We start from the raw sequence: 12,496 nt of genomic DNA, 5'->3' as shown, positions 1-12,496 counted from the left end.
CTAACTCTATTTATTCTTGCCATTCAAATTGAAGTCCGGCAATTTGAACCTTATCCCCTTCTTTAATCCCCTCTGCGCGCAGGGCCTTTTCAATTCCCATAGCTTTAAGGATATTTTGGAAGCGGTAAAGTCCATCCTCAGTATCAAACATCGTCATTTTGACATGCTTTTCAATCTCTTGACCCGTAATTACGAAGCTATCTTCTTCACGAGTTATCTCGAAACGATCGGGGGCTTCTGCATGAGTTACCCTATGCTGTTCCTCTTCCTTCACGAAAATTTCCGGAACAGGCACCTCCGGCAAAACTTGGGCTACGCCATAAACCAGCTCCTGAAGCCCTTCCCCGGTCGCGGCAGACACTGGGAAAATACGATACTCTTCACCTAGTTGCTCTTCTAATCGTTTTAAGTTTTCCTCGGCGCCGGGTATATCCATCTTATTGGCTACGATCAGCATGGTCCGATTCGCTAGCTCTGGACTATACTGGCGAAGCTCATCTTTGATGATTTTGAAATCTTCCAAGGGATCCCGTTCCTCTGAACCTGCTATATCTAAGACATGCAGAATAAGACGTGTTCTTTCCGTATGCCTGAGAAATTCATGCCCTAATCCGGCACCCGTATGAGCTCCTTCAATAAGACCGGGAATATCAGCCACAACAAAGCTTTCCCCATCTTCAAGGTCAACCACCCCAAGATTAGGAACAAGCGTCGTAAAATGATAATCGGCAATTTTAGGCTTGGCTGCAGAAATCCGGGAAATAATCGTCGACTTTCCCACATTAGGGAATCCGACCAGACCGACATCAGCCAAAAGCTTCAGCTCAAGCAAAAGATCCCGTTCCTCTCCGGGTTCCCCATTTTCGGCGACCCTAGGGGCTTTGTTGGTATTACTCATAAAACGGGCATTGCCTCGTCCGCCTCTTCCCCCTGTTGCTACTATGGTTTGCTGACCATGCTCAACGAGGTCGGCAAGAATTTCCCCCGAAACCGCGTCTTTCACTACGGTACCCACGGGAATCCGTACAATCATATCCTCGCCGCTCTTCCCGTGCATATTTTTCGCTTGTCCATGCTCGCCGCGATCGGCTTTGTATTGGCGCTTATAGCGAAAATCCGCCAAGGTCCACAATCCTTCATCAGCTTCAAAAATCACTTTGCCGCCTCGACCACCATCCCCGCCACTGGGTCCTCCGTCAGGAACATACTTTTCACGACGGAAAGCCACTGCTCCGGCCCCACCGTCTCCACCTTTAACATAGATTCTTGCCTGATCGTAAAACATGACATTATCCCCTTCTGATCCCTAAGCCATAGTACACATCGTATCACTTAACCTCTTTATCCAGAGTAAAGCAAGATTACATTATCGCATTTTAATCTATTTTGACTAAAATTACTACAATCTTAGGCTATGTTCAAAAATAACTTTTTCATCATCTAATAATGAAATACGACAGCCAAAGCTTTCCGCACCCCATAAATCGATCTCAACAACAGGGTCCTCTAAACCTTGAAAACTATTGAGAATTGCAGCTAAACACTCTTTAGTGTACCCGAATACGGCTTCACCATATTCTTCTTGCCAAAATTCTTGCCAAAACTCTTCTTTTTTTACAGGACTAGCGAGCTGAATTTCAACCCACAGTCCTTCCTTGCGTAGGTCAATAACTAAGCCAAGGAGGGATGCGGATACGATATCCTGAGGAATCTGTCCGATCTGCTGCTCAGCCTCTAAACCCCCAACCCCTTCTTGCATATAGAGCAAGGCTCGGTCCGCCTTACCTAACTGTAGATACCCCATAATCACTTGCCAGTGGTTGAGGAAGTCATGGCGCTGCAGGCGGTAGTGGGATAGCTGCTCAGCGAGGAGCAGTCTTTCTATGGTGGGTTTTGGCATTGGGTTCACCTCGTCTTAAAATAGTCCCGATAGACAGAAAACCCCCGGGATTCTCCCAGGGGTGCGATTCTGAATGCCAAAATTTAAGCTTGAGCAACCTGGCGCTCAGGATAAATGCTAACTTGTTTACGAGTGCGATCTTTGCGTTCGAATTTGACATAGCCATCGATGGTTGCAAAGAGGGTGTCATCCTTACCCAAACCGCAGTTTTTGCCAGCATGAAACTTTGTTCCCCGTTGACGAACAATAATGTTGCCTGCAGTAACGAATTGACCGTCTCCACGCTTCACGCCAAGACGCTGTGCATTACTATCACGACCATTTCGAGAACTACCTACCCCTTTTTTATGGGCGAATAATTGCAGATTCATTTTTAACATGGAGTCCACCTCCTCCGATTGATTTTCACATATTCTGAACCATAGCTTTGTCGAATTCCTTCAATACCTAAAACCATGGTTCCTAAAATCCATTGGGCATGCTCCAGTGTCACAGGCTCTAATTCTGGGAGAGTACAGCTTAAAAACCCTTGCAGGTCGTCCACTTCAACCTCCGGTTTGTTTGGAAGATAATGTTCCAAGCCGTTGACTGCTGAGATACCAAGCGCGGATACGGCGGCACAGACAACATCAAGTCCATACTCGGCATATCCTGCGTGCCCTGATAATTCAAACTTGTGAATCTGCTGGCTGTCATCCAACCAAAGATTCAAGATAATACCTTTGTGCTTCATCTTAAGCTTGAATAGCTTCAACCACTACTTTTGTGTAGGGTTGGCGATGACCTTGCTTGCGACGATAATTCTTCTTGGATTTCATCTTGAAGACAATTATCTTTTCGCCTTTGCCATGCTCCACGACTTTCAGAAGAGCCTTAGCACCTTCTACAACCGGAGTTCCAACCTTTACCGCTCCGTCCTTTTCAACTAAAAGAACTTGATCGATGGTCACGGTATCTCCTACATTTGCGTCAAGCTTTTCCACAAAGAGGACTTTGCCTTCTTCGACACGGAATTGCTTACCGCCTGTTTCGATCACTGCGTACATTATTTACACCTCCCATGCCTAGACTCGCCTTGTCAGGCCGGTTTGCTAAAATCCTTTAAAAGAATTTTAACATTAAACCTGTTGAAATTGCCTGTTTCGCGCGGTTGCGGTGAGAAGTCACCACATTTAGATATTTTAGCACCTATTACCCAATGTTGTCAATTATTAAAGACCCTTATTGTCAACTATTAGTCAATCGAATTAATAGTCGAATAACTCTTTGCCCTTCTGCAAGAATGAAGCGGATTCTCTAAAAACTTAGCTGGACACTACGCAGAGTTAACCAATCCTTTTAGCTAGGAATAGATTGTTAAGGAAAGCAACAAATAGTTTTTATGTCCAATAATTAGTTTTTCTCACATATTTACACTTTATTCAATCTTCACAATAGGTAAGGAGTGAATAGTCATGACCTCGCGTTTTGAAAGGCTTATCCAGGAAGCATCCTTCCCTCCCTTCGCCGAACGCACCTTTTCCAAAGCGATTACTCCAGATCAAATGTCTCGCTCGCGCATCCAAACGTATCAAGAGGAAGCTATCAAAGAAGTGATCAGCCGCGCCTATCAAAACTCTCCCTTTTATCAGGATAAGCTCACTCAAGCCGGGGTTCAACCCGAAGATATTCAAACTCTTGAGGATCTTGAGAAAGTACCCTTTACGACCAAAGAGGATCTACGGCAAGATCCCTGGATCCGTTTAGCTTGTGATAAAAAAGAAATAAGCCTAATTCACGTCTCGTCGGGAACAACAGGCGGAAAAGAAATCTATACTCCCCATACCTGGAAAGAGTACTACTTTAACCACTCCATTATCTATCCTCGGCTTACTCCGGTCAAGAGAGAAGACATCGCTTTTGTAGCCCTGCCCTATGAAATGAGCCAATCAGGGCTTAACTTTCACAATCTATTTTTAATCGGTCATCAAGCCACCGCTGTTCCGGTCGGGAAAGGCGGCGCCTATTCCACCCCAGAAAAAACCATCAAGCTCATGAAGAACCTCAAGCCAAACTTTATTGCAACTTCTCCCTCCTACGCGATCCATCTTGCCGAAGCGGCAGAAGCGGCATCCCTTGACTTAACAACCCTTCCTCTTAAAAGAATGTTCGTCGCCGGGGAAGGGTGTTCTAACGCCTTTCGCAACCGGTTGGAAAAAATATGGAACACCACAGTTAATTTTCAATACGGAGCCACGGAATGCGGCTTTATTGCCAGGGAATGCGATCTGCATGATGGCCTTCATATCACAGCAGCCCATGTCCTCGTCGAAATCGTTGACCCTGTAACAGGCAAAGTCCTCAAGCCCGGTGAAATTGGCGAGATTGTCGTGACTTGTCTCCTTCGCTTTGACACCCCCTTAATTCGCTACCGAACTCAGGATTTAGGTTATCTCAATCCCAAGATCTGCCGATGCGGAGTCGCTTTGCCTCGTCTCTATCACTTAGGACGCGCAGCCGATCACATTACTCTGAAGGGAAAATCCTACTCCCCCTATGCTTTAGAGGAGTATCTTATTAAACTCCCAGAGATCGGAAATTGGTATCAATTTATTGTTCAGCACGGAGATAACGAACAACTTACCATTCTCACTGAACCTGCCCACGATGTTGTAGTAACCCCTGAGCTAATCCAAAAATGTTCCCGCCAGCTCCATGCTGCCATAGGGGTATCTTGTGAAGTGCAATTCGTGGAAAAAATGGATCGCCCCATGATAAAAGCCAAGAGGATTAAATATACGGATTAATCGCACAATCCCCTATCAATACAAATGCAAATGGAGTGAATTTATTATGAAATATCGCTTTAAAAATCATCTGCGCAATTATACTCAAGAGCCTATCCTCAAGCGTTATTCTAATCTGACTGAAAAGGAGGCGACCCTTGAAAAACTCCTAGAGTTTCAAAAGGATGCCTTACAGGCCAATATAGCCCAAGCTTACAAGAATCCTTTCTATTACGAAAAGATGAAAGAAGCGGGAGTTAAGCCCCAAGACATAAAAACCTTGTCCGATCTCGCCAAACTCCCCTTTACCACTAAGGATGAACTGCGCAGAAACCCTTGGCAACTCTTGGCCACAGACAAGCGGGATATTAGTTTGGTACACGTCTCCACCGGCACTACTGGAGGAGAAGAAATCTATATGATGCAAAGCTGGAGAGATCTCTACCTTAATGAATTCTCTGCAGGCTATCCCCATTTGCTTAAACTCGTCCCCGGGGATATCTGCATCAATGCATTGCCCTATGAAATGAGTTCCTCGGGTCTAGCCTTTCACAAAGTGTTTATGGAGATCTCCGGTGTCACCGTTGTGCCCGTGGGCAAAGGCGGGGCATACTCTACTCCCAGAAAAATTGTTCAAGTTATGAAGGATTTGCAGCCCACAGTAGTCATGACGACACCCTCCTACTCTATTACCCTTGCCGAAGCCGCTGCGGAGATAGGCTTTGATTTAGCCAGTCTAAATCTTAAAAAGGTCTGGTTAACGGGAGAAGGCTGTTCACCTGCTTTCCGGGATCGGGTGGAGAAAATCTGGGGGACCATCGCTAATTTTTACTATGGATCACTTGAGGCCATGGGGCTTGGCATCGAATGCGATTACCATGCGGGTTACCACATCCCCATGGGACACGTCATTATTGAAATTATCGACCCCCAAACCGGTGAAGTCTTAGAGCCTGGAGAAATTGGCGAAATTGTCACGACACCTCTTTTGCGCTTCGATACCCCTTTACTTCGCTATCGGACTCTGGATTTAGGGTATATCGATCCCGAACCTTGCGAATGTGGCATGACCTTTCCTCGCTTTTTTATGAGGGGGCGTACTGTAGATCAAATCACTATTCAGGGAATTGGATTTTCTCCTTTCTATTTAGAGGAATTCCTCATGCGCTTACCCGAGGTAGGAAACTGGTATCAATTCGTTGTCCAACCCGAAGATAATGAGAACTTGAAAATTCGCACCGAGCTTGCCCCTGGGATTGAACCTACGCCTGAATTAGCCGACCGGCTTGCCAGCAAAATGGAATACTCACTTGGCATACCCTGCGAGTTTGAATTTCAAGAGAAGCTCATGCGTACAGGGGCTAAATCAGTCCGTGTTGTCCGCGATTGAACGATAGGAGGAACCTTAATGATTATTGACGCCCATGCTCATCTATCGGATAGCTCCTACGGGAATCTCGCCCTTTACCTGGAACAACTCAAGGAGGCCGGCATCAACCGCGGTGTTGTCCTCCCCGGCGGTACAATGGATGTTCGCAAGATGACCGAGTATGTGACAGGGAAAGCTAAACCAGAAAACCCCATCCCCAATAACGATTATATCTCCCAAGCCTTTAATGCCCATCCTAACCTCCTCATAGGCTTCATGAATTTAGACCCCCACGAAGCTAATGTGGCGAGTAAGCTAGAAAATGGTTTCAAAAGCGGATTTCGCGGACTAAAGCTCTCCCCCATGACTCACCAATTTTCCTTTTCCAGCAAGGCGGTTGCCGAACTAGCCTCTATCTGTGGTGCATACGGTTTCCCTGTGTATTCACACACGGTCTTTAGCCCAGGCTCCAATACCGCTAAGTATATCGCTTTAGCCAAACAATTTCCAAAAACAAACTTTATCCTTGGGCACATGGGATTTGGACCTGCCGATGTAGAGGGACTTGAAGCTGCTATGAAGCTAGATAACTTTTTCTTAGAAACCTCCAGCGGAAGTTTCCTGCATATCAAAGAATCCATAGCTAAAGCGGGTCCGTATAAAGTCATCTTCGGCTCTGAATTCCCCTTGTCCAATCCCAAGGTTGAATTGACCAAAATCCTTGTTCTCAAGCTAAATGATGCAGACCTTGATAAAGTCCTTGGCGGCAATATCAAAGAACTGCTTCATCTATAAAAATCTAACAAGTAAAAACTGAAAGGAGTTCCCTTATGCTCAAAGAACCCCTAAAGTTGATTTCTTTTGCCCTGCTTCTGCTTTCCCTTACCTTCGGGACGATTGCTTGCGACACCCAAGGTTCATCAAACACAGATAAGCTCTCAGCTCCAGTTCACCTCGATAAAGTAACCTTTAACCTGCAATGGCTGCCGGAGGATGTTGCCTACTGGGTCGCATTAGACAAAGGCTTTTGGAAAGAGCAAAATCTTGATGTCAACATCATTCGTGGCTATGGTTCTGGAGATACCGTCACAAAGATAGCAACAAAGCAGGCAGAATTCGGAATTGCCGATGTGGGCACAGTTATCCTAGCACAGGCTAGGGAAAATGCCCCCTTAAAGGCGGTAGCTAACTTTAAAGATTCTTATCAAGGAATCGTCATGTATCATGATGGGCTGGGAATTAAATCTCCTAAGGATCTTGAAGGTAGATCCATTATCGGTGCTGCCAACGCCTCAAATACTCTCTTCTTCCCTGCCTTTGCCAAAGCTGCAGGCATTGATCAGAACACCATAGAATGGAAGTATATCGATCCCGCCCTTCAATATGGTGCCTTTGCTCAAAAGCAAGCAGATGCTTTTACAGCAATGGTCAAGTATATCCCCCGGGTTGAAAAACTCATTGGCAAGCCTATTGCGTTCTTTTCCTACAGAGATGATGGAAAATTAGACCGCTATGGTGAAACCATTATCGTTCATGAGGATATCTTGAAGGAAAACCCCGAAATGGTTCGCCGATTTGTTGCCGGTTTCTTAAAGGGACTCCAATACAGTATAGAAAATCCCTCCGAAGTAGGGCAAATTGTAAAGAAATATGTACCCGAATCCGATCCCGAAATTACTGTGAAAATGTGGGAATCCGAATTAAATTTTAAAGCCATTGTTGGCGAGGAACAATACTCTAACGGGTTAGGCTCGATGTCTAAGGATCGCATGGCCAAGACCATCAAGATTGTCTTGGATGCCTATGGGATCAACAAGGAGCTCTCTCCGAATTCTGTCTACACCACTGAATTCCTTCCTCACGAACCCCTATTCCCACCTAAGCAATAACAGAGCATATCAAATAAGGGGGGAATAAATTGACTGCGTTGCTATCCTTGACCGATATCGAAAAGAGCTATAGGTTTACTTCCGGAGAGGGTATGACCGCCCTCGAGGGGATTAACCTCGAAATTAATAATCAAGAATTTATTGCCATTGTAGGGCCAAGTGGATGTGGCAAGACAACCCTGCTCAAACTCGTATCAGGGCTGATTCAACCGTCGAAAGGAAGCATTACCGTCGATGGTGAACCCCTTCAAAAATCCCACCAGCATCTTCTAGGTATGGTGTTTCAACAACCTGCCCTGCTCCCTTGGCGCAAAGTAGTAGATAATGTGCTTTTGCCAAGTGAGATTCGGGGACAAAATTTGACTCAGGCTCGAGCATCAGCCTATGAATTGCTAGACATGGTCGGACTAAAAGACTTTATTCATCGCAAGCCCCAAGAGCTTTCCTACGGAATGCAGCAAAGGGTTTCCATCTGTCGAGCCCTCATTTCAGACCCAAAGATTTTGGTTATGGATGAGCCCTTCGCCTCACTTGATGCTATTACTCGCTTTGAACTTTCTCATTTATTACTGGACATCTGGAGCATCAAACAGACGACTGTGCTCTTCGTAACCCACAACATTCAAGAAGCTGTTTTTCTCGCTGACCGTATTATCGTAATGACACCTAGGCCGGGAAGAATTGCAGCCATTATCGATGTCCCCCTGCCCCGTCCTCGCAAGGAAGAACATCTTTATGAGCAGGACTTCAGCACTTGTGCAAAAAGGGTGCATGAGCTCCTCGGCTCTAACGCACTGTGAAAGGAGTCATAAGCGATGAAGAATCGCTGGAAACAGCTTTACAACAGCGAATGGATCATGACTCTCCTAAGCTTTGGAGTCGTGCTAGTCCTTTGGGAAGCACTCGTTCATCTTTTTGAGTTGCCCCAATGGCTTTTGCCTGCCCCGTCAGCCATTCTCGGTGAGATGGGGCAATCCTCCGGGTATCTTTATCTGCATACTATGGTGACTTTAGAGGAGGTCCTCATCGGCTTTATTTTTGCCCTTGGAATTGGGATCTTCCTCGGAGTAATTATTGCCTATTCTCCACTACTGGAGAAAACCCTCTATAAGCTTCTGGCGGCAACCCTTTCCATCCCGAAGGTCGCCATTGCCCCCTTACTTGTCCTTTGGTTAGGTCTTGGTCAGACCTCCAAGATCACCATGGTGTTTCTCATGTGTTTTTTTCCTATTATGGTCGGTATGGTCTCTGGTCTACAAGCTACACCCCGGGAGCTGCTTGAGCTTTCGAATGTTCTTGGAGCGAGCCGGACACAATCCTTCCTCAAAATCCGCTTTCCCGCCGCCCTTCCTTACCTGTTTAACGGACTCCGGGTTTCCACAAGTATGGCTGTGGTAGGCGCTGTAATCAGCGAATTTGTTAGTGCAGATAAAGGTCTTGGCTATTCCTTATTAATTACAACCTCACAAATGAATGGACCTTTGGCCTTTTCAGCTGTAACAATCCTAGCCTTAATGGGAATTGCACTCTTTTCCTTTGTCGCCTGGTTGGAAAGCACAATATGTCCCTGGGCAAAGACCTCTAAATCAAGTGGCCGTGCCCAAAGTTAAGCACGGCCTTCTATCACACTCTATTGAAACACAGAATAATGTAAGGAAGGATATTAATGGCGAAATATCGCTATATAGGAGGGTAGTTGTCTAATGTCAAAGAAAATAGTTTTTTGGCATAAACCATGGGCCAAACATGAAAAAGAGCCGCAGGACAAAACCAACCATCCACCCAATACTGAGAAAAAAAGCCTTACCACAAGCACATCAAATATTCAAACCCACCCACCTAGAAGAAAACCGACACTAAGTGAACCTCTTAAAACGCAGGCAAAGACACCTCCATTAGTTACAGCTAACGACATGCCTGCCTCTAAGGAGATTTCCAAACCACGCACATTAGGAAAGCAACAGGTTGCTAGTCATCCAATCAATCCTGTAATCAAGCAAACCCTTGACTTGGTAATTGATATCTTCTCTAAAGACAAAGCATCTTCAAGTGTTCCTCTTCGCAAAAATCCAGCACCTGCCGTTCAGGCCCCGAAAGAAGAACCATTAAAACCCTTAGAAGAGTCTGTGGAACCCGTGGAATCTTTAGTGCCAGAGCCCGTACAACTGGCACCCCCAGGGCCAGTATTATCAGAAGCAACTATCCCTGATTCTCCATCGGTGTCCCTGCCACCGATTTCTGACGCCCTAGCCGATATAAGCCATATAAAGATCTGGTCTTTGGATTCGGAGTCCGTGGATCCCCGCGGGAAGTCAAACGAGGAGCTTTACTCCGAAGCAATAACCCTTTATCAATTAGGGCTGGCAGGAGAGAAAGAGGCTGTCCCTCAAGCGTTTAAACTGCTTATCCACTTGCTTCAAAATGATCGACAAAATCTTATGGCGGAGGCCTATCTCGGATGTGTTATATCCTTAATGGGGAGAGATGCCCAAGACGTCACTGAACGTTTTAAATTAGCCATCAAAGGATTAAAAATCCTTGATAAAGTCGTTTCCTTGGATTCTGAAAATCTGGATATTCGCAGCTTGCGCGCTTTTGTATGTGCAAGGCTCCCTGAACAGTTCTTTCATCGCAGCGATACTGCCATTGAAGACTTCACATACTTAGTATCGCGCTATGATGAAGACGATTCCTTATTTCCTGAAGACTTCTACTATCAGATTCTCTACGAATTAGCCTTGGCATACCATCGCTTGGATAAAAAAGAGGAATCACAGTCAACTAGCCGTAAGCTTCTTTCCCTCACCAGCGATCCCAAATACAAAGCGCTCATTGACCAGGAAGGTCTCTTAGGTTCTAAGCTCCCCCGTTGGCAGCGACAAACTGAACCCAGGTCCGGTGTCAAAAATGAATGGTCTAAACTCATGTACGATGAAAAACTCCAGGAAGGGATCAGCCTGCATAGTCGAGCGATTAAAGATGATGAATACGCCCTCGACAAAGCTTTTGATATCTTCAAACAAGCTTATAAGCGCAATCCCCATGACCCCCTAAATAAAGCCTATTATGCAGACTGCCTCTGTCTTCTTGGCTTAAACTCCTCTGATACCAGCACAATGTTTCGGCATGCCTCACATGCGATCAAACTCTTAGATCAAGCGGTGAACTCAAGGCCAGACGATATAACGATACGATTTATTCGAGGGTACAATAGTTATCAAATCCCGGAAGCCTTCTTCAGACGGACTCTTACTGCCATTTATGATTTTAGCTATATTGTTCGTCGGTATGAAGAAGACTCATCCTTGCTTCCTGAAGAGACCTATTGGCAAATACTCTATGACTTGGGGGATGCCTATGATCGATTAGATTTATCTGAGGAATCCCAATCTACTTGGCTGAAACTTGCACGTTGCGAAAATACCCCCTATTCAGATGCTGTTAGTGAACTTCTGGATGAAGACCTAGAAAACCCTTTGACTTCCACCGCAGATCAGACCCCTGATGAACTTCTCCGTGAAGGAATAAGGCTTCATGGGCTCGCGGCCACCGGTCATAAGAAAGCGAGTGCTAGGGCTTATGAAGTTTTGTTGAAAGCTCATCAGGCAGATATCACTAATCCAGTAGCCCAAGGGTATCTCGGCAGCAGCATGGCTATCTTAGGGCAAGGCAAGACAGATCCCGCGGAGATTTATCACCATTTCTTCAAGGGGATGAAACAGATTAAGCAAGCCATCGCCATGGATCCCCACAACTATACCCTGCACCTTCTTCTTGCAAAAGTGATGCACCATCATTCCCCCAGCTTCTTCCAAGGGAATGAAAAAGTCGTTAAAGAATTCAAGTTTCTTAAGCTCGCCTATGAAAGAGACCATAGTGCTTTCCCAGAAGAGGAGTATTTGCAGATACTCTATGATCTAGGAGCCTGTTATCAGCGTGCCGGAGACTCTGAGAAAGCCCAAAAGTGTTGGGAAAAGCTCTCGAAGCTCACCCTTGACCCAAAATATAGCCAATTTACAAATATTGAACAGAAAGGGGCACTCGATATGGATAAAGATAAGATTCGAGATAAGTTCAAAGATATCGCCACAGACATTGCTGAAGAAAAAGCAAAGGAGAAAGCAAAAGATAGACGAAAAGAAAGAAAGCACCCTAACAACACTAACCCTGAACAGCCAACTGGTCAGACAGTAGAAAATAAACGTCGCCGCCGTAAAAAGGATGAAACAAATCCTACTGTTTTAACTGCTACAGCAACCCCTCGTCATCACAGAAAAGACCGTAAAAAGGGTGAGATCACCCCTGTCACACCCCAAACTTCCGAACGAATTAAACTCAGCCCCGAGGAGAAAAAAGCTCGTCGTGAAGAAAAAGAAAAAGCGAGAGCGGAAGCCCTTGAAAAAGCAATGAACAGAGCTAAACGCCCGAAGAAAGAAGAGAAGCCAGAGGAATAAGCGAAACTTTATAAAATCTACAGGGCTGGAGCCGAAAGATTCTTGGCACCAGCCCTTTTTCACTATTTTCCATCCTCCTGTGATTCCTCTCATGCAACTAGGAAGTCTGAGTAGCAGAA

The 12,496-nt window shown here is 45.5% G+C and carries 12 protein-coding genes; 7 read left to right on the top strand and 5 right to left on the bottom strand.

Going from position 1 to position 12,496, the window contains the following annotated elements; translation table 11 throughout:
* Positions 1-10: 10 nt before the first annotated feature.
* The 5 genes from obgE to rplU all read right to left on the bottom strand — a co-directional run bounded on the left by obgE (position 11) and on the right by rplU (position 2,946).
* Positions 11-1,285 carry a GTPase ObgE gene (gene obgE, locus AAC978_RS02140; protein ID WP_341546307.1) on the bottom strand — a complete coding sequence of 425 codons (1,275 nt, stop codon included), beginning with the start codon at positions 1,283-1,285 and terminating at the stop codon, positions 11-13.
* A 114-nt stretch (positions 1,286-1,399) separates the two neighbouring features.
* On the bottom strand, positions 1,400-1,900 hold the full coding sequence (locus AAC978_RS02135; RefSeq protein ID WP_341546306.1) for a Spo0B domain-containing protein: 501 nt from the start codon (positions 1,898-1,900) through the stop codon (positions 1,400-1,402).
* A gap of 83 nt (positions 1,901-1,983) precedes the next feature.
* On the bottom strand, positions 1,984-2,280 hold the full coding sequence (gene rpmA / locus AAC978_RS02130) for a 50S ribosomal protein L27 (RefSeq protein ID WP_015263399.1): 297 nt from the start codon (positions 2,278-2,280) through the stop codon (positions 1,984-1,986).
* Entirely contained in the window at positions 2,274-2,633 is a 360-nt protein-coding gene (locus AAC978_RS02125) for a ribosomal-processing cysteine protease Prp (RefSeq protein WP_341546305.1), read from the bottom strand. The genes rpmA and AAC978_RS02125 overlap by 7 nt, the downstream gene beginning before the upstream one ends.
* 1 nt (position 2,634) lies before the next feature.
* Positions 2,635-2,946: a 50S ribosomal protein L21 gene (rplU, locus tag AAC978_RS02120; protein ID WP_341546304.1), complete on the bottom strand. Its 312-nt coding sequence runs from the start codon at positions 2,944-2,946 to the stop codon at positions 2,635-2,637.
* Positions 2,947-3,354: 408 nt separating this feature from the next.
* Here rplU and AAC978_RS02115 point away from each other — a divergent pair, with 408 nt between their 5' ends.
* From AAC978_RS02115 to AAC978_RS02085, 7 genes are all read left to right on the top strand, one after another.
* Positions 3,355-4,686, top strand: a complete 1,332-nt coding sequence (locus AAC978_RS02115) for a phenylacetate--CoA ligase family protein (protein WP_341546303.1) — start codon at positions 3,355-3,357, stop codon at positions 4,684-4,686.
* A gap of 46 nt (positions 4,687-4,732) precedes the next feature.
* Positions 4,733-6,055, top strand: a complete 1,323-nt coding sequence (locus AAC978_RS02110; protein WP_341546302.1) for a phenylacetate--CoA ligase family protein — start codon at positions 4,733-4,735, stop codon at positions 6,053-6,055.
* A gap of 18 nt (positions 6,056-6,073) precedes the next feature.
* The gene (locus AAC978_RS02105) at positions 6,074-6,829 is read left to right on the top strand and encodes an amidohydrolase family protein (protein ID WP_341546301.1); all 756 of its coding nucleotides are present in this window, start codon (positions 6,074-6,076) and stop codon (positions 6,827-6,829) included.
* 35 nt (positions 6,830-6,864) lie between these two features.
* On the top strand, positions 6,865-7,923 hold the full coding sequence (locus AAC978_RS02100) for an ABC transporter substrate-binding protein (protein WP_341546300.1): 1,059 nt from the start codon (positions 6,865-6,867) through the stop codon (positions 7,921-7,923).
* A gap of 29 nt (positions 7,924-7,952) precedes the next feature.
* Positions 7,953-8,723, top strand: a complete 771-nt coding sequence (locus AAC978_RS02095; RefSeq protein WP_341546299.1) for an ABC transporter ATP-binding protein — start codon at positions 7,953-7,955, stop codon at positions 8,721-8,723.
* A gap of 15 nt (positions 8,724-8,738) precedes the next feature.
* Positions 8,739-9,533: an ABC transporter permease gene (locus tag AAC978_RS02090; protein WP_341546298.1), complete on the top strand. Its 795-nt coding sequence runs from the start codon at positions 8,739-8,741 to the stop codon at positions 9,531-9,533.
* Positions 9,534-9,626: 93 nt separating this feature from the next.
* Complete coding sequence (locus AAC978_RS02085) at positions 9,627-12,377, top strand: hypothetical protein (protein ID WP_341546297.1); 2,751 nt, start codon at positions 9,627-9,629, stop codon at positions 12,375-12,377.
* Positions 12,378-12,496: the final 119 nt, after the last annotated feature.

Source organism: Desulfitobacterium sp. THU1, from assembly GCF_038181555.1.
In the GTDB taxonomy this organism is placed as follows: Bacteria; Bacillota; Desulfitobacteriia; order Desulfitobacteriales; family Desulfitobacteriaceae; genus Desulfitobacterium.
Note: the sequence above shows the minus strand (reverse complement) of the source record. Positions and strands in the feature narration are given on the sequence as shown.

Bases quoted from the DNA above. Each gene is read 5' to 3' on its own strand.
- obgE (WP_341546307.1), bottom strand. From the start codon at position 1,285: ATGTTTTACGATCAGGCAAGAATCTATGTTAAAGGTGGAGACGGTGGG.
- AAC978_RS02135 (WP_341546306.1), bottom strand. From the start codon at position 1,900: ATGCCAAAACCCACCATAGAAAGACTGCTCCTCGCTGAGCAGCTATCC.
- rpmA (WP_015263399.1), bottom strand. From the start codon at position 2,280: ATGTTAAAAATGAATCTGCAATTATTCGCCCATAAAAAAGGGGTAGGT.
- AAC978_RS02125 (WP_341546305.1), bottom strand. From the start codon at position 2,633: ATGAAGCACAAAGGTATTATCTTGAATCTTTGGTTGGATGACAGCCAG.
- rplU (WP_341546304.1), bottom strand. From the start codon at position 2,946: ATGTACGCAGTGATCGAAACAGGCGGTAAGCAATTCCGTGTCGAAGAA.
- AAC978_RS02115 (WP_341546303.1), top strand. From the start codon at position 3,355: ATGACCTCGCGTTTTGAAAGGCTTATCCAGGAAGCATCCTTCCCTCCC.
- AAC978_RS02110 (WP_341546302.1), top strand. From the start codon at position 4,733: ATGAAATATCGCTTTAAAAATCATCTGCGCAATTATACTCAAGAGCCT.
- AAC978_RS02105 (WP_341546301.1), top strand. From the start codon at position 6,074: ATGATTATTGACGCCCATGCTCATCTATCGGATAGCTCCTACGGGAAT.
- AAC978_RS02100 (WP_341546300.1), top strand. From the start codon at position 6,865: ATGCTCAAAGAACCCCTAAAGTTGATTTCTTTTGCCCTGCTTCTGCTT.
- AAC978_RS02090 (WP_341546298.1), top strand. From the start codon at position 8,739: ATGAAGAATCGCTGGAAACAGCTTTACAACAGCGAATGGATCATGACT.
- AAC978_RS02085 (WP_341546297.1), top strand. From the start codon at position 9,627: ATGTCAAAGAAAATAGTTTTTTGGCATAAACCATGGGCCAAACATGAA.